The 16,749-nt window shown below is 35.3% G+C and carries 16 protein-coding genes; 7 read left to right on the top strand and 9 right to left on the bottom strand.

Annotated features, from left to right (window positions below; genetic code table 11):
- Positions 1-87: 87 nt before the first annotated feature.
- The 6 genes from BXY64_RS07525 to BXY64_RS07500 form a co-directional block, all read right to left on the bottom strand.
- Positions 88-396, bottom strand: a complete 309-nt coding sequence (locus BXY64_RS07525) for a hypothetical protein (protein WP_120239275.1) — start codon at positions 394-396, stop codon at positions 88-90.
- Positions 397-461: 65 nt separating this feature from the next.
- The gene (locus BXY64_RS07520) at positions 462-1,145 is read right to left on the bottom strand and encodes a GOLPH3/VPS74 family protein (RefSeq protein WP_120239274.1); all 684 of its coding nucleotides are present in this window, start codon (positions 1,143-1,145) and stop codon (positions 462-464) included.
- A gap of 134 nt (positions 1,146-1,279) precedes the next feature.
- On the bottom strand, positions 1,280-1,522 hold the full coding sequence (locus tag BXY64_RS07515) for a hypothetical protein (RefSeq protein WP_120239788.1): 243 nt from the start codon (positions 1,520-1,522) through the stop codon (positions 1,280-1,282).
- A gap of 86 nt (positions 1,523-1,608) precedes the next feature.
- Positions 1,609-2,637 carry an ATP-binding cassette domain-containing protein gene (locus BXY64_RS07510; protein WP_120239273.1) on the bottom strand — a complete coding sequence of 343 codons (1,029 nt, stop codon included), beginning with the start codon at positions 2,635-2,637 and terminating at the stop codon, positions 1,609-1,611.
- A gap of 75 nt (positions 2,638-2,712) precedes the next feature.
- The gene (locus BXY64_RS07505) at positions 2,713-3,420 is read right to left on the bottom strand and encodes a GTP-binding protein (RefSeq protein WP_120239272.1); all 708 of its coding nucleotides are present in this window, start codon (positions 3,418-3,420) and stop codon (positions 2,713-2,715) included.
- 34 nt (positions 3,421-3,454) lie between these two features.
- The gene (locus BXY64_RS07500; RefSeq protein WP_211334427.1) at positions 3,455-4,873 is read right to left on the bottom strand and encodes an ABC transporter substrate-binding protein; all 1,419 of its coding nucleotides are present in this window, start codon (positions 4,871-4,873) and stop codon (positions 3,455-3,457) included.
- 141 nt (positions 4,874-5,014) lie between these two features.
- Here BXY64_RS07500 and BXY64_RS07495 point away from each other — a divergent pair, with 141 nt between their 5' ends.
- The 5 genes from BXY64_RS07495 to BXY64_RS07475 all read left to right on the top strand — a co-directional run bounded on the left by BXY64_RS07495 (position 5,015) and on the right by BXY64_RS07475 (position 11,816).
- Complete coding sequence (locus BXY64_RS07495) at positions 5,015-7,318, top strand: T9SS type B sorting domain-containing protein (protein WP_120239271.1); 2,304 nt, start codon at positions 5,015-5,017, stop codon at positions 7,316-7,318.
- Positions 7,319-7,390: 72 nt separating this feature from the next.
- Entirely contained in the window at positions 7,391-8,317 is a 927-nt protein-coding gene (locus BXY64_RS07490; RefSeq protein WP_120239270.1) for an ABC transporter ATP-binding protein, read from the top strand.
- Between the two features lie 27 nt (positions 8,318-8,344).
- The gene (locus tag BXY64_RS07485) at positions 8,345-9,580 is read left to right on the top strand and encodes an ABC transporter permease (RefSeq protein ID WP_120239269.1); all 1,236 of its coding nucleotides are present in this window, start codon (positions 8,345-8,347) and stop codon (positions 9,578-9,580) included.
- Positions 9,581-9,741: 161 nt separating this feature from the next.
- Complete coding sequence (locus BXY64_RS07480; protein WP_120239268.1) at positions 9,742-10,413, top strand: Crp/Fnr family transcriptional regulator; 672 nt, start codon at positions 9,742-9,744, stop codon at positions 10,411-10,413.
- A gap of 203 nt (positions 10,414-10,616) precedes the next feature.
- Positions 10,617-11,816 (top strand): FprA family A-type flavoprotein, encoded by a 1,200-nt coding sequence (locus BXY64_RS07475; RefSeq protein ID WP_120239267.1) that lies wholly within the window; start codon positions 10,617-10,619, stop codon positions 11,814-11,816.
- Between the two features lie 57 nt (positions 11,817-11,873).
- Here BXY64_RS07475 and BXY64_RS07470 read toward each other — a convergent pair whose 3' ends face one another.
- From BXY64_RS07470 to BXY64_RS07460, 3 genes are all read right to left on the bottom strand, one after another.
- Positions 11,874-12,515 carry a hypothetical protein gene (locus BXY64_RS07470; RefSeq protein WP_120239266.1) on the bottom strand — a complete coding sequence of 214 codons (642 nt, stop codon included), beginning with the start codon at positions 12,513-12,515 and terminating at the stop codon, positions 11,874-11,876.
- 12 nt (positions 12,516-12,527) lie between these two features.
- The gene (locus tag BXY64_RS07465) at positions 12,528-13,172 is read right to left on the bottom strand and encodes a hypothetical protein (RefSeq protein WP_147375940.1); all 645 of its coding nucleotides are present in this window, start codon (positions 13,170-13,172) and stop codon (positions 12,528-12,530) included.
- A gap of 141 nt (positions 13,173-13,313) precedes the next feature.
- Positions 13,314-14,507, bottom strand: coding sequence for a pyridoxal phosphate-dependent aminotransferase (locus tag BXY64_RS07460; protein ID WP_120239264.1), 1,194 nt, complete (start codon positions 14,505-14,507; stop codon positions 13,314-13,316).
- A 175-nt stretch (positions 14,508-14,682) separates the two neighbouring features.
- Here BXY64_RS07460 and BXY64_RS07455 point away from each other — a divergent pair, with 175 nt between their 5' ends.
- Both BXY64_RS07455 and BXY64_RS07450 read left to right on the top strand, forming a co-directional pair.
- The gene (locus BXY64_RS07455; protein ID WP_120239263.1) at positions 14,683-15,207 is read left to right on the top strand and encodes a DUF7935 family protein; all 525 of its coding nucleotides are present in this window, start codon (positions 14,683-14,685) and stop codon (positions 15,205-15,207) included.
- Positions 15,208-15,316: 109 nt separating this feature from the next.
- On the top strand, positions 15,317-16,636 hold the full coding sequence (locus BXY64_RS07450; RefSeq protein WP_211334426.1) for a DEAD/DEAH box helicase: 1,320 nt from the start codon (positions 15,317-15,319) through the stop codon (positions 16,634-16,636).
- Positions 16,637-16,749 lie beyond the last annotated feature (113 nt).

Below are 16,749 nucleotides of genomic sequence, written 5' to 3'. Positions count from 1 at the left end.
GAGTGTGAAGATAAATAATTCAGACGCAGATCTCGTAAGATGTTAATGATTTTCGCTAATTGTGTCCCCTCATCAGCTAACTCTTTACTATGACAAAATATAAAAAGTAGAAATAACCAACACAACACCAGTTACTATTCCGAAAAAAGTACTTAAAACTGTTCTGACTACTGAGTCTTTTACTTTCCACAGTAAAACATGAAGCAATATTTGACACAAAAATGTAGGAACCAAATAAATCAATACAAGCACAAGAGCAAATGGTTCTTTTATCCAGTCTAAAGAATAGTATCCTTCGTCTATATAAAAAAGAAACAATACAATTGCCAATGAGGAAATCAGAAAAATCAATATTTCCCTATGTGTAATTCCAGATTTTAATCTTGCTGTTTTCATCAGTACCGATTTAAAAGAATTGATAATCAATTTACGAAAATCAGACTTGAAAAAGGATATCTAATTTATGAAGAGATCGTTGTTGTTACTGCTGAAGTGGTAATTAAAACAACAATCACCGCCATTAATGCTTCATGAATTTCTTTTACTGCTTTTCCTATTGATGAACTCAACTGCCCTTTCTCGATAATTTCTTTTATTTTTTTCTTGTACTCTTTGGCTCTCTCCTTGCCATAAACCTCATTGTTTAACTCACACATGTCAATTAAACTAATTAACATGATCTCTTGCATCTCCACATCACAATCGTTCAGAAGAATATCATTCAGGCGTTTTCTGAGTAGATTCTCAGGTTTTGCATTTTTTGCAGGAAACTTATCTACATTAAAAATCCAAAGAATCTTTTTCTCTTCCTTTTTCAGAATGCCCCCGTCGATAAGTTTAGCAAGTGTTTCATCTTTTATATAGGAATACTTTTCTCCTATTGTTTCTACCCAAGTTTGAATGGATCTCTCCTTTTTGGAGCCACTAATCTTATTCAGGAAATGATCCAGTAAGGCGTCACCACAAATTTGAGTTGACTTTACCTTTAGTTTCTTCCCTTCCACTACGATTCGTTCCTGTAAAGAAAGTTCCAGAATAACAGCTCCCGCTAGTCCATAAGCAAAAGAAAAGCTGTCAGCAATAAAGCTTCCTTTCTCATCATCCAGTGCCAGTAATGTAAGTTGATCAACTAAGTTAAGGTTCATATTTTATAGAATTGTTTGTGAATAATGAGACCTAAATTACAAATTTATTGGCACAAAAAATCCCAACAGGAAATTCTGCTGGGTTAAAATGCCACGGGTTAAAACCCGTGGCAAATTATATTCTTCATAATTATTTAATATCCTATACCTGCAGCCATAATGTTGTTAGGATCGAAAGCGTGACAAGGTGTAACACCATGCACCATATCGCATTTAGGGCAATGTCCTTCGAACTCTTCCATGGTAAAAGTTTCCTTACAACCATGACATTCAATATCCATAGGCATTGGCATCAATTGCTCTGCAAAGCCCATCATTCTAATTTTATCAACTACTTGTTTTCCGTTTTCAAAGCTTCCTGCGCATCCGTCATGCATAATTATTTCCTCCTGATTAATTGGCTTTTGGTCAATAGTAAGCAACACCAAAAACCTTTATAATTATTTCTATTATTAATTCTTAATTAAAATCCAATGTCTTCCTGGCGGATAATTTCACCGTGACGAAGACGCGTTCTCATGTTCTGAATTACATTATCCATACGTTCCAGTTCTGAAAGTAGATTTTGTTCATCTCCACTGGTATCGATTACTTTATGGATACCACCATTTTTGATTACAATTCTTCTGTCTCCCATTAATGCCAAAATAGGATCGTGAGTTGCCATCAATACAATTTTCTCTTCACCTACCAACAGTTCCAATGCTTTCTTACGATCGATACCTGCATTTTCAATCTCATCAATCAAAATAATTGGTGATTTACTTAGAATCGCAGTATCAGCAATCATTAATGCTCTCGATTGTCCTCCACTCAAACTGGTAATTGGAGTATCCAAACTGAACTTCTCTCCTGCCAAATTATTAGCTTGTTCAAATATCTTGTTGATTACACCTTCAACATCCTCAACCAAACGGCTTTGAGCATGTAATTCTATAAACTCATAAACCGAAAGGTCCATTACAAAGTTCATGTTCTGAGACAACTGAGCCACCAATTTATGTCCTGAAGTCACTCGCCATTTTTTATCGCCTTTCTCGCCATTTACCAATATGGTTCTGGAAGTTGGCGTATCATTTTGTGCTACCCATTCAATATCTGCCAACAATCTACTTTTTCCCGAACCTGTTGGACCAACAATACAAACAATCTCACTTTTGTTAATGGTTAACTCATCAAACTGTTCCTTCTCGCCCGATTTATTGGTTCCAGGCAAAAGTGTAATGCTATTTACTCCCTCATCCTCATCTTCGCCAAGGAAAGCCAACATTTGGGTTATGTATTCGGCCATGGATTCCATTACCTGACTTTTATCCATTGCACGATTTTCCTTTTCCTCTTCATCATCCAAAATGTTCAGGAAATCATCCAACTTCTCATTGATTTGTCCATCAACTTCCAAGGTGTTTTCTTCAAAAAATCCAGGAAGAAAAGGATACTGCTCAAATAGATCGGCAATTGTTTTTTGTTGTATATCTCGTGTTGTGATCATGTTGTTGCTTTTTTAATCCACCTGCTAAAGCAAGTGGCAATTGAATCGGAACTTGTTATTTTCTCCTTTAAACTTTTACTTTTTTCCCTTTTTATCTTCCATGTCAATTTTTCGAACATTACCCATTTGGTAACTCTCACCAATTCTGGTTTCACCCAAGCAGTATGAACAAAGAGCCGATGGCATTGAGAATCGAAGTTTTTCACCAACCAATGTTTTTACCTCAATTTTTTCGTCATACAGTAAAGTACTTAATTCGTATGCTCCCTGGCCGGTTAATCCGTTTACATGCATAATGCTTGCTCCTGGATTTACTGTATTCACTCTCGATGCAAACACTTCCCTTTCAGCCTGAGATACAATATCACCCTTGGTAATAATTACGATATCGGCAGATTTCAACATTGGTCCAATTTTTTTTGGCGTATTGATACCACTCAAGTTATCGATTACACAAACGGCAGTCACACTTTTCACGTAAGGCGAACAACGATTACACAATCCGGCACTTTCAGTGATTAAAATATCCAAACCTTCTTTAATTCCCCACTGGGTAACTTCCTCGATATTACTTACGAAATAATGATCAGGGCAAAGAGATCCAGACAATCCTTTCTTCACTTTAACACCCGCTTTTTCGTATAAAATATCATCATCGGTATAAAGGCAATCGAATTTTACGACTCCTACTTCCAAACCACGTTTCTGGAAAGAATCTATGGTTTTAAGAATCACTGCTGTTTTTCCTGATGAAGGAGGTCCCGATACTGTAACTAAGTTCATATGTTGTGTTGTTTATTCTGTTAGTGTTTAATAATTAATCGTTGTTCGGACTATAGCTTAAAGGTCCCAGATTTGCAAACGACTCATCCTGTATGGATTTTTTAAAGATAGTTTCACATTTTGTAATTAACGAACCGATATCGTTGTTATTGATATAATCCCAACCTAACCACATGAATTTATTTTCCTCTGGTAATTTATTATCAACATTCGGATTGATACTTGGAAACAGTCCCTGGTGAGAAAGAATTTCTCCTACTCCTTTTGAAGCAAAGAAATCAATAACTGGTTGTGTCTTATCCAATCTGTCTTCTTTAGTCAGCATGAATATTGGACTGATAATTGCGCCATCCTCAGGCCAAACTGCAATCATAGGACCTCCAACCTTAACCATTTTTGTAAAGAAATAAGGCATAATTGTAATAGCTGGCTTTTCATTTTTCTTGGTATGCGATTTTACCATTTGCGACGGATGCATGCTTTCCAACAAACAAGCACCCAATCCTTTTACACCTTCTTCACCATAAGCCTTGTAGATATGCAACAACATGGAGTTGAACAAATCGAAATCGCTAATTGGTAAACTTACACTTCTTTTGAATTCCGGCTTGAAGATATCGGCCCAGGTTCGAGGTACAGGTCTATCACCCAATTCCGCTGTATTCACCAAAAATACTGCAGGCACAACTCCAATCATAGAATAATGTCCTTCCGGATCTTTCAAACAAATCTCATCATTATCGAAATCTTTATTCAATCGGTCAAAGCCAGTGCTATCCTTAAACACTCCCTGCTTTTTGAATTTACCCATCAATTTTTCATCGAAGAACAAATCAAAACCAGCAGAAATAAAAATATCAGCCAAATTATCGGTATTCTCCTGGTTAATTACATCATCAATTAACCAATCCAATCCCATTGAAGCTGCTTTTAAATCATATACAATTTCATTATTGTATTTCTTCTCATAGTCAACAATAAAAGAATCAATACCTTCTACCAAAGGCACTCGAACCGGACAAGGCAATAATCCCTGAACATGAACCGAATCTTCTTTTTTCTCTTTTGTCTTCTGATTTAAATCACCATCAACCTGACCACGATTTGAATCAATACCTTCTACCAGTAAGGCAGTAAAAGTTTCCACATTCAATTTCTTCATCTTCAAAGCCATCTCCAAGGAAAGAGATTTTCCCAAAAGAGCTCTTTTCTTTTCATCCTCTAATTGCTTGAAACCGTTCGAAACAAAAATTTTTACTGTCTCAGGATATTTAGTGCAAATATCAAGTAAACTATCTGTGGTATTAAAATATTGATTCTCCATTGTGAAACCGATTTTTATTGATTTTCTATTGCAAATGTATATCCTCCAACAAAGAAAAATTGTAACCGATGTTACACTATACGATTTTTCACCGCCAAAAGTCCAGAATTCATGTTTTTTTCCAAACATTTTTCACTGATTAACGTATCATTTTTAATGATGAATCATTTTAAATTACTGATTAAAATTATAGGTTTGGATTTTTTAAAGTATATTTATATCAAGATTTAATAGAAGTATTTTCTTGTTTTTAAAGAAAAATTGTCGCCCATGACATATCTAAGCCACATATTCCTCTCTTTCTCATCAAAGATATATTCCATCTTTATAATATTACTTTTGCCATTTTCCTTGCTTGCCCAAGATGACGAAAATGACATTGATGTTGTTAAAATCATTGCCGATTATGAAGCAATGTACTGCTCTGCGACCAACGGAGAAGTTCTGCCTATTCAGGAAATAAGTCTTTCAATTAAAGGACCTAAAGATAAAAAGTGGTTTGCCAGTTATTCAATAAATAATAGCCCTGCAATAATTCTTAATGGCAACAAGGCTATAGAGTTTTCGGAATATGATTTTTCCTTATTCCTAAGAAACTTAAGTGGTAAGATACAAGACTATACCATTGAGTTAAAAAAAGCTTGGTTAGAAGATTTAACTCCGTTGAAGATTCCAGATGATTCACGCTCTGCCACAATTCAAATATTACCATTACCTGGTCCTGAGTTCAATGATTACCATCCAAAAGCAAAATCTGGTTCAACTCTAAAATATAGTGCAAAAATTGGTAAAAACTCAACCTACCAGGTTGTATTGCCAGATGGTGCCATATTACACGAAAATACTACTAATATTAAGTCCACTACAAAAGACATTCATTTAAAAATAGAATGGCCTAAAAATGAGGGTGCAGGTATCTTCAAATTAATTGAAACAGATGTTTTTGGCTGTAACAGCGACACCATTTATGCAGGAATTGAATTTGTAAAAAGCTTTAAGGTGGATTTGGGCGAAACCAAAAACATTTGCCAGGGAGGATATTGCGAATTGAATCCAGAAATGGACTTACCTTCCAATTATTCTTTCCAATGGGATAATGGAGAAACAACAAAATCGATTCTTGTAAGTGAACCTGGAATCTATAAATTGATAGTAACCGATTTGGATGACCAACAAGAAGTAAGTGCATCGGTAGAAGTTAAAGTTCAAAATGCTCCCCAAATATTAATTGATGATTTGGTTGTTCTACAAAACAAAAAGCAGAAAATTGATATTTATGAAGACAATTGTACTTATCTGTGGTCTGATGGCTCCACCAAAAGTTCAATTGTCCTTTCTGAAAGTGGACAATATTCGGTTACCAAAACTTCAGAATATGGCTGTTCTAGTACTAAGGAATTTAAAGCTAAACTTGAGGACGAAATTTTTAAAATTGAGTTACCCGAAATTATTCACATGTGTGGCAATGAAAAAATGGTTCTTAGTCCAAGCTTGTCAATTGATCAGGAATATAAATATAATTGGAATACAGGCGCAGAAGAATCTGAAATAACAATTGAAACCGAAGGAAAATATTCAGTAACTGTAACAGATCCTGATGGTTTTGAGAAAACAGCAAGTACTATCATTCAATATCATCCTAACCCAATTGTAGATTTAGGTCCTGATTTGGTTCTTTGGGAAGGAGAAACTGCAATTTTAAATGCCGAGAATCCTGGAGCCAGCTATGTTTGGAATAATGGTGCAACAAGTCAAACAATCCAAGCAAATAGTGGAGGGATATATATGGTCGAAGTTTCAGATCAGTATGGTTGCTCCAATAAAGACACTTTACATATAGATTATAAGACTGGTCAAAAATTTGGGGTATTCCTTGGAGAAGATCAAAACATTTGTGAAGGTGACTCTGTATACGTAATGGTACAGCTTGAGGGAAATCCTGTAGCTCCTCTTTCATTCAAGTGGACTGGATTACAAAGTGATGCTCCCGAAGTATATCTCAAAAAGCAAGGTCAATTCTGTGTAGAAGTAACCGATGCAAATGGAAATATGGAATCTGATTGTGTGGAAGTAATTACAAAGGAAGTTCCAAATGTTGATCTTGGTCAAGATTTAATTTCCTATCCAGACAAAGGAATTGTATTAGATGCGGGGACTCCCAATTGTTTTTACACATGGTCTACTGGTGAAATTACACAGCAAATATCGGTAAGTACCGAAGGTAAATATTGGGTTAAGGTAACCAATGAACACAACTGTACATCGCAAGACACCATTGAAGTTGGGTTTATTGAAGATTATCCTTTTGTTGGCTTGCCAAAAGCCTTTTCTCCTAATGGTGATGGACACAATGATAAACTGTTTATTCATGGAACAGATATCAAAGAGGCCACTCTTGTAATTTACAATCGTCTTGGTCAAAAAATATTCGAAACCAATAGTATTAATATTGGTTGGGATGGATCATATAAAGGTGAATTGCAGGATATCGATGTTTACATTTACGTACTGGAGGTTACTTACCTTGATGGCAAAAAAATGTTAAAAAAAGGCAATGTTGCTTTGCTACGTTAATTTCCTAAAAATGATTTTATAATTCTAATTAAGTTGTGTAAATTAGCTCATCACTAACCTTACACAAACCTTATGCTTGTTGCAAAAAATTTATCAAAATCTTACAAAGAAGTTAAGGCTCTTACAGATGTAACCCTGAACATTCAAAAAGGTGAATTATATGGTATGCTTGGACCAAATGGGGCTGGTAAAACCACAACTATTAGTATTTTAAGTTCTCTACTAAAGCCTGATGACGGCAAAATATTCTACGAAGAGAAATCACTGTATCAGAACCTATCTGAATGCAAAAAGTTAATTGGTGTTGTACCACAAGAAATTGCATTATATGAAGATTTAACAGCTTCAGAGAATCTTAAATTTTGGGGGACCATGTACGGAATCAAAGGCCAACAACTCCAAAATAAAAGTGATGAATTATTAGAGTTTCTTGGTCTGGCTGATAGAAAAAATCACAAAATTAAAACCTATTCTGGAGGTATGAAGCGAAGAATTAATATTGCCGCTGCTTTACTTCACGACCCCAAAATCGTATTTATGGATGAGCCTACTGTGGGGATAGATCCGCAAAGTAGAAATTTGATTTTTGAAGTGATTGAAGAACTTCATTCTCGAGGATTAACCATGATCTATACGACGCATTATATGGAAGAAGCTGAACGTTTATGCGACAGAATTGGCATTATTGATGAAGGGAGAATCATCGCAGAAGGAAGCTTGGATGAGTTGAAAGCCAATTCTTCCATTAAAGAGGAGATTCATTTAGAATATTCCAACCCCAATAAAAATGGTTTAGAACAATTAACCGATCGATACAATGGACAACTTCTCGTAAATGATGATCATTTAATTCTATCTTCATCGCAGGCAAATTCAGAATTGCCAGAGTTAATTCAGCTATGTTCTCAATCTGAACTCCTACTTGATAAGATTGACATCAGAAGTCTTAGCTTAGAAAGTATTTTTCTTGAATTAACGGGTAAATCATTACGCGACTAACCTCCATTCATTCTAAAACCTAGCAACATGTTTACAATCGCATTAAAAGATATCAAGCAATATTTTAAAGATAAAACTGCTGTATTTTTATCGCTTCTCCTACCTATCGCATTAATTACCATTTTTGCGCTAATGTATGGTGGTATAGGAAAATCTGAGAAATCAAGACCTATAAACTTACTATTTACTGATCAAGACAAAACCAATCTTTCGCAAGAAGTTTTCTCAACCTTGGATGCAGAAGAAGGACTAAAGCTAGAGATTAAAAGCTATGATGAAGCCGAAACCTTAATCAAAAAAGGCAAAAGAACTGCTGTTTTAGTATTGTACAAAGGCTTTCAGGATTCTGTTGAAACTGGTAAAAAAATACCTATGGAATTGTTTTACGATGAAGCCAAAGAGATAGAAATGGGATTATTGCAGCAAGCTTTATGGTCAAATCTTTTTGGAGTAACCATGAAGAAAGGCATAAAAGGCAAAGTAAATACTTGGATTAAAGATAAAAACCCAGATCTATCCAATTCTGAAATAGAAGATATACAAGCTCAGGTGGCAGAACAATTCGAAGGATTCAACAATTCTGGAGAGCAATCTGAAATTGAAGAGAATTCAGAACTTCCAATGACAGCACTTGTTGGTGAAAAGAAAAATGGAAATCTTGGGCTTGTGCAAGCCATCGCAGGTATAGCAATCATGATGTTGCTATTTAGTGTTTCAGCTAGTGGCGCATCTTTATTAAAAGAAAAGGAAGATGGTACATTTCGTCGATTATTAATCGCTCCTGTTAGTCCTTCTGGAATTTTATATGGCAAAATGCTGTCAACTTTATTCATGGCAGTATTGCAATTAAGCGTAATGTTCCTCTACTCCTGGTTGGTTTTGGGTTTAGATATTTTCATTAACCTTCCCGCACTTATTCTAATGATTCTATGTGCAGCCATTGCTTGCTCGAGTTTCGGAATATTTATGGCATCGGTATGCAAAAGTAGAAAACAAGTAGAAAGTTTATCAACTCTAATTATTCTTGTGATTTCGGCTATAGGCGGAAGTATGATGCCTCTTTTCTTTATGCCTGCCATCATGAAAAAACTAGCGGTAATTTCAGTAAACTACTGGGCCATGGAAGGATTCTTTGATATTTTCTGGAGACAACTACCACTTATCGATATTCTACCAAAAATGATAATCCTATTGGGAATTGCTGCAGTTCTTACCTCAATTTCAGTAATCAGTTTTAGAAGAAATTTACTAAAGATGGTGTAAACGTGAAAAAATAAATGAGTGAATAAGTAGATTATAATTTTAATTAACTATTCACTTAATTTCTCAGTCTTTATTTACTGAAAAAGACAAAAAACTCTTTTACTTTTTGAAGATTGCTAGGAAACCCGTATCATTGAGAAAATTATAATTGCAACAACAAAATGCTATTTCAACAACTCTCTCAATCACCAGTTTTTAGGGGAATTACTCCAGAAGAAATGGAATCTCTTTTACAGGGTGCACAGTATAGAATTAAAAAATATTCAAAAGGTGATATGGTAGCTTTTCGTGAAGATCGCTGCGAAAACTTAATGATAGTAATGAAAGGAAGCGTAAAGGGTGAAATGCTCGATCCTTCAGGAAAAAGTATAAAAATTGAAGACATCATGGCTCCCTACCCTATTGCCTCCGCTTTTTTGTTCGGACAAAGAAATCAGTTTCCGGTAAATGTAACGGCAAATGAGGATGTAGAAATCTTCTCTTTGGCAAAAGAATCGGTTGTTGATTTGTTTCAGAAGAATAAAGTATTCCTTATTAATTATCTCAATCTAATTTCAAATCGAAGTCAGTTTTTAGCCAACAAACTGATGTTTTTAAATTTTAAAACCATTAAAGGCAAATTGGCAAACTACATTTTAAAATTGGCTGCCCCAGACAAAGAACAAGTTACTCTACCAAAATCACAATCAGAAATGGCACAGTTTTTTGGAGTGACTCGTCCATCCTTTGCAAGAAGTTTAAAAGAAATGGAACAGGAAGGATTAATTGAGACGCATCGAAGAGATATTAAAATCTTAAATAGACAACAACTTATCCGACTTCTTCAGCAATAGGTCATTTTTTTTCAAGAACATGTTGTTTTCTGATTTAAGAAAAAAATTAATTCTTAATTTTGTGGGCTGAAAACAAGGCTTCTCTTTATTTGTTTTTAAATAAGAGAATTGCTTCGTCTTTCAACTTTCTGATTCTCGGAACCATACGAATTTCAAAAAGATTTTAAAGTCTGAAAATGCAAAATATTTCAAAACAATAAGAAATGCACAATAAGAACAACATTACTGAGAAGATTTATTGGGTAGGAACAAATGACCGTAGAACCCATATTTTTGAGAACTACTGGCCATTGCCAAAGGGTGTTGCTTATAACTCATATGTGATTGTAGATGAGAAGGTAGCCATTGTTGATACAGTTGAAAAAGGTACAATGGATGAATACCTTGACAATATCGAGGAAGTACTTGATGGTCGTAAGGCAGATTACCTAATTGTGAATCATATGGAACCTGACCACTCTGGTTCTATTCGTTCGTTGGTAGAGCGCTATCCAGAAATGAAAATTGTTGGAAACAAGAAAACCTTCCCTATGTTGGAGCGTTATTACGGTGTTAAAGACAATTTAATGGAAGTTAGAGAAGGTGATAGCATCGATTTGGGTGAACACAAGCTGAATTTCTACATGGTTCCTATGTTACACTGGCCAGAAACTATGGTAACTTTCGAATCAAACAATGGAATCCTATTCTCGGGTGATGCTTTTGGTGCTTTCGGTACCCTTGATGGTGGTATTTTCGACGACGAGCTTGATTTAGATTACTTAGAAGAAGAAATTAGCCGTTACTATTCAAATATTGTTGGTAAATATGGTCGTCCAACTCAAAATGCATTGAAAAAGTTAGGTGGCCTTGAAATTAAGATGATCTGTGCTACTCACGGTCCGATCTGGAGAACTCACATTGCTGATATTGTTGCCAAATACGACAAGTGGAGCCAGTACAAAACTGATGAAGGATGTGTAATCGTTTATTCATCGATGTATGGTAACACAGAGAAAATGGCTGATAACATTGCGCGTCATTTGGTAAAAAAAGGAATCAAGAAAATCCGTATTCACGATTCATCAAAAACTCACCCATCATACATCATCAATGATATTTTCAGATATCGTGGGGTAATTTTGGGTAGTTGCGCATACAATGGTGATGTTTTCCCAACCATGGAAACTTTAATCAACGAATTAGAGCACATGGGAGTTAAAGATCATGTACTTGGTGTATTCGGATCTAAATCGTGGGGAGGCGGTGGCCTTAAGCGTTTGAATAAATTTGCTGAAAACATTAAATGGGAAACCATCGAAGTTACTCCTGAAGCATTATGTGCTCCAGGACAAGAAGATTTCGATCAGTGTGAAGCTTTAGCAGATGGTATGGCAAAACGTTTAAAAGAATTATATTCGTAAGTAAATCAATACCAGATATACAAAACTCCTCCAAAATTTTGGGGGAGTTTTTTTGTTTTAAAACTGTGGTTGATAAATAAAACCAACTTGCAGTCGCATCGAATTGTAATTGTCAGAAATATCGAGCGTTGAACTTATTTCTGCAAACATGTACCTTCTTATTTTAATTCGAACACCCGCTGTTGGTACAAACCATGCGTTATAATTTAGAAACTTTTGTCTTTCATGATATCTATAATCAGTATAATCATCATCAGATGGATTTATTGCATGATCTATAAGTGACAAAAAATCCGTTCCAACGCCCAGGAAAGGCTGTACATCACCTTTTATCACATAATACTTTATATGCAACAACCAAAGGAATTGTTGATTATTGAAATCAACTCGATTGGCTTTGGAATCATTTAATATTTCATCCCAAAACCTTAAATTAAATTCTGTTCCAAAGTAAAACTTTCCATCATTCCACCCCATATTCAGACTGTAAACCTGACCAAAACTGGCTATTTTTCTTGTATTCCCTATTGTCCAGTTCGGTCCTGCATGAAAGCCAATTTCAAACTCTGTTATCAAATCAAGATCTACTTTATTTTTACTCGTACTTTTTGAATATTGATAGTATTTCTCTTGGGATTGGGATGTTAGCCAGCAAAACATTAACAGAACCAACAGAAGACTATTTTTTTGAAAAAACATACCACAAATAAATTAAAAAACAATACCTACTTGTAATCTCGCACAACTATAACTTCTTGATAAGTCAGCACTTAGACCTACACTACCACTTAAATCCTTGCTCATTTTCCATCTTAAACCGAAACTAGGAACAAACCATGTATTATAGTTCTTTTCTTCCTCATAATAACTGGAATGGTAATGGTCTTCGTCCTCATCTTCCGCTGTTAATATGGCTTCACCAAAACTTATCAAATCTGTTCCACAACCAATATACGGCTGCACATTTCCTTCCCCTAAAAACAGCTTCGTTTGCACTAACCATAGAAAGTTTGTTTCATTAAAATTCAATTCTTTAGCTTCAGGTATTTCCTGGTAATCTTTCCAACTGGTAATACTAAACTCCGTACCGAAATATACTCTACCATTATTGGTCCCAATATTCATACTAAAGGCATTTCCTCGTCTTGCAAAGTCCTTTGTATCTCCAGAAGTCCATGCAGGTCCATAGTGGAATCCCACCTCAAAATTATCTCCTTTTGATTCTACTTTTCCAGTTTGATCGGTTAATTTTTCGGATGTTTTTTGTCTATCGTAGGAATGATAAACATGTTGTCCCATTAAAAAATTGCTTGTCAATAAGACAATCAGTAAGATTGATAAGCTTTTGTGTTTCATGATTGTAGTTTATTGCTAAACCATTTTAACTATGCATTCCCCTACCTATCATTTTATTTTTTATGATTTTTTAACAATTAATTATTGACACAAAAAAAGCCAGTACATTTTGTACTGGCTTCATCATATATGCTTATAATACTATTTCAGATTCTCTATCGCTGATTTAATTCTTCGAATCGCCTCTGCCATTTGCTCTTCGCTGGTAGCATAAGATAATCGCAAACACTCAGGAGCTCCAAAAGCTTCACCTGTTACGGTCGCAACATTTGCCGACTCCAATAAATACAAACTCAAATCCGTTGCATTATTTATGGTTAGGCTACCATTTGATTTTCCAAACAACTGGCTCACCTGTGGAAACAGGTAAAAAGCACCTTTCGGTTCACGAATTTCAAAACCAGTTATTTCTTTAAGCTGCGACAAGGCTAAATCTCTTCGCTTCTTAAAAGCAGTTCTCATGGATACAACACTCGACTGATCACCGTCTAAAGCTGCAACTGAAGCCATTTGAGCAATAGAAGAAGCTCCAGAAGTCATCTGACCTTGTAGTTTACCACATGCTTTTGCAATCCATAACGGAGCAGCAATATATCCAATTCGCCATCCGGTCATTGCGTATCCTTTCGAAACACCATTTATCACAACAACACGATCTTTCATATCGGCAAATTGAGCCATACTTTCGTGCGAACCTACGTAATTGATGTGCTCATAAATTTCATCAGACATGATTACGATGTCCGGATACTTTGCAAAAACATCAGCAAGAGCACGCAACTCTTCCTTTGAATACAGACTTCCCGTTGGATTACTTGGTGAACTGAACAAAAATGCCTTGGTTTTAGAAGTAATCGCCTTTTCAAGCTGATCAGGAGTAATTTTAAAGTCCTGTTCAATGCTAGTTGGAATAAAGACACTTGTTCCTTCAGCAAGTTTTACAATTTCACTGTAACTTACCCAAAATGGCGAAGGAATGATTACCTCATCTCCTTTGTTCACAATGCTCATCATTGCATTGGCAATTGACTGTTTCGCTCCGTTTGATACTACAATTTGATCTGTTGTATAATCTAAGCCATTCTCACGTTTTAACTTATTTACAACAGCCTGACGCAACTCAAGAAACCCAGGAACTGGCGAATAATGTGAATAATTATCATCTATTGCCTTCTGCGCTGCTTTCTTGATATGATCAGGGGTTTCAAAATCAGGTTCGCCAACACTCAGGTTAATCACATCGATTCCCTGAGCTTTCATTTCTCTACTTTTCTGTGACATAGCAAGCGTTGGAGATAATTCCATCGCTGCAATACGGTCCGAAACTTTCAACATTCTAAATTTAATTTAGGGATTTAAAAATTTGGTTAATACTTTTGTTAAAATAATGTCCCCCTGTAAACAAAATATAGTGGTTTTTACAAAATTTTGCTTACTGCATGTAAAGATACTGTTTTTAAACACACAGGGGATGAACTAAAAACAAAATTTTAAACTAAAACCTAAAAAAATGACAGGTATTCTTGAGATAAGTAAATATATATTGCCATCCTTGGTTGTTTTTGCAACGGCGTACTTCGTAATAAAAGCTTTTTTTAAAAGAGATGAACAAAAAAGAAAACAAGAAATCTTTCTAAACAATCAAAAAGAAATCACGCCCATTCGATTACAAGCCTATGAACGATTAATTATCTTTTTAGAGAGAATTCATCCTGAATCCTTAATCGTACGTGAGAATGTTGTGGGCTTGAACAATCAGCAATTACAACAAAAATTGGTTGCTGCCATTAGAACAGAATTCGAACACAATTTATCGCAACAAATGTATGTTTCTGGTGAATTGTGGAAACAAATAAAAGCTGCAAAGGAAAATATTATTCAACTTATCAATTCGGAGGCATCACAATTGATTCCAACCGACTCCTCTCTTGGATTGAGTAAGGCCGTTATTGAATCGCATATGCAGATTCAGAATCCTGAAATTGACAAATCCATAGCAAGTTTAAAAAACGAAGTGGGCACAATTTGGAATTAAGACATTGATATACAATGAGTAATTTATTGAATACATTTCCACATTAACAATTTCATACATTCGCTAAAAATTCCCTATTTTTGCGGAACTTTTTTAAAAAATTTGAGCAATGATTTCATTTGACGATATCAAACTAAGTAAGCAAATTAGAATGGCTTTGGATGAAGCCGGATTTGAAAAACCTACTGAAATTCAACACCAGGTATTTTCTCCTGTTCGTTCGGGGAAAGATATTATTGGTATTGCACAAACCGGTACTGGTAAAACTTTGGCTTACTTGATGCCAATATTGATGAAATTGAACTTTGCAAAAGGAATGGATCCTCGTGCATTGATCGTTGTTCCAACCAGAGAGTTGGTTTTGCAGGTTTGCGAAACCATTGAGTTATTAACTCCTTATATGGATATTCGCACTTTGGGAATTTATGGTGGTGTAAATATCAATACTCAGAAAGAAAAGGTTTATGATGGTGTAGATATTTTGGTTGCGACTCCTGGTCGTTTGATGGATATATACATGACAAGAGTTTTGAAAATGTCTCAAGTTAGAACTTTGGTGATTGACGAAGCTGACAAAATGATGGATCTTGGATTCATGCCTCAATTGAATGCCATTTTTGATATCTTACCTGAAAAGCATCAAAACCTATTGTTCTCAGCAACTTTTTCGGATACAGTGGCTAAAATGTCGGATGACTTCTTATTTCTACCGGAAAGAATTGAAGTTGCTCCACAGGCAACAACCGTAAAGAACATACATCAAATTCAGTATCGTGTTCCTAACATTTTAAGTAAGGTGAACTTGTTAAAGCACCTATTGGAGGACAAAGAAGAATTCAACAAGGTGATGGTTTTTACTGAAACCAAGAAAAATGCTGACCGAATTGTAGACAGATTAGAAGAAATTCTTGGGGAAGAACTAAGTGTGATTCACTCCAACAAAGCTCAAAATACTCGTATCAATGCTCTGAATGCTTTTAAAGAAGGAAGAGCAAGAGTAATGGTTTCTTCGGATGTTGCAGCTCGTGGTATCGATATTGAAGATGTGAGCCATGTAATCAACTTCGATATTCCTACCAACTATGTAGAGTATGTTCACCGTGTAGGTAGAACTGGTCGTGCGGAAAAAGAAGGTACCGCAATTAGCTTTGTAAACGAAGGCGAAGAAGAATTGATGGAAAAGATCGAAGAATTGATTCGCAAACCCGTTTCTCTTGAATCTGTTCCTTTAGACGTTGAGATCACTTCACAACTTTTGGAAGATGAGAAAAAGCAAACTAGAAATATCAAGGTAAAAAATACGATCAGACGTGATACCGGGGCCTTCCATCAGAAAAAAGCCAAGAACATGAAAACTCCTTCAGGTTCGAAAGGCCGACAAAAGCAATTAGAAGCTCAAAAGAGAAATAAAAAGAAAAGACGTAAATAATCTTCTATAAATGATTTTTGTATTCCGAAAATTCCATTTCTATCGGAATACAAAAATCTTATAACCATCTCTCCTCTCTTTTTCTATAGGAAACATCTATATTCCTATAAGTT

The sequence above is a fragment of the Marinifilum flexuosum genome (assembly GCF_003610555.1).
In the GTDB taxonomy this organism is placed as follows: domain Bacteria; phylum Bacteroidota; class Bacteroidia; order Bacteroidales; family Marinifilaceae; genus Marinifilum; species Marinifilum flexuosum.
This window is presented reverse-complemented; position numbering and strand designations above follow the sequence as displayed.

Bases quoted from the DNA above. Each gene is read 5' to 3' on its own strand.
- BXY64_RS07525 (WP_120239275.1), bottom strand. From the start codon at position 396: ATGAAAACAGCAAGATTAAAATCTGGAATTACACATAGGGAAATATTG.
- BXY64_RS07520 (WP_120239274.1), bottom strand. From the start codon at position 1,145: ATGAACCTTAACTTAGTTGATCAACTTACATTACTGGCACTGGATGAT.
- BXY64_RS07515 (WP_120239788.1), bottom strand. From the start codon at position 1,522: ATGCATGACGGATGCGCAGGAAGCTTTGAAAACGGAAAACAAGTAGTT.
- BXY64_RS07510 (WP_120239273.1), bottom strand. From the start codon at position 2,637: ATGATCACAACACGAGATATACAACAAAAAACAATTGCCGATCTATTT.
- BXY64_RS07505 (WP_120239272.1), bottom strand. From the start codon at position 3,420: ATGAACTTAGTTACAGTATCGGGACCTCCTTCATCAGGAAAAACAGCA.
- BXY64_RS07500 (WP_211334427.1), bottom strand. From the start codon at position 4,873: ATGTTTGGAAAAAAACATGAATTCTGGACTTTTGGCGGTGAAAAATCG.
- BXY64_RS07495 (WP_120239271.1), top strand. From the start codon at position 5,015: ATGACATATCTAAGCCACATATTCCTCTCTTTCTCATCAAAGATATAT.
- BXY64_RS07490 (WP_120239270.1), top strand. From the start codon at position 7,391: ATGCTTGTTGCAAAAAATTTATCAAAATCTTACAAAGAAGTTAAGGCT.
- BXY64_RS07485 (WP_120239269.1), top strand. From the start codon at position 8,345: ATGTTTACAATCGCATTAAAAGATATCAAGCAATATTTTAAAGATAAA.
- BXY64_RS07480 (WP_120239268.1), top strand. From the start codon at position 9,742: ATGCTATTTCAACAACTCTCTCAATCACCAGTTTTTAGGGGAATTACT.
- BXY64_RS07475 (WP_120239267.1), top strand. From the start codon at position 10,617: ATGCACAATAAGAACAACATTACTGAGAAGATTTATTGGGTAGGAACA.
- BXY64_RS07470 (WP_120239266.1), bottom strand. From the start codon at position 12,515: ATGTTTTTTCAAAAAAATAGTCTTCTGTTGGTTCTGTTAATGTTTTGC.
- BXY64_RS07465 (WP_147375940.1), bottom strand. From the start codon at position 13,172: ATGAAACACAAAAGCTTATCAATCTTACTGATTGTCTTATTGACAAGC.
- BXY64_RS07460 (WP_120239264.1), bottom strand. From the start codon at position 14,507: ATGTTGAAAGTTTCGGACCGTATTGCAGCGATGGAATTATCTCCAACG.
- BXY64_RS07455 (WP_120239263.1), top strand. From the start codon at position 14,683: ATGACAGGTATTCTTGAGATAAGTAAATATATATTGCCATCCTTGGTT.
- BXY64_RS07450 (WP_211334426.1), top strand. From the start codon at position 15,317: ATGATTTCATTTGACGATATCAAACTAAGTAAGCAAATTAGAATGGCT.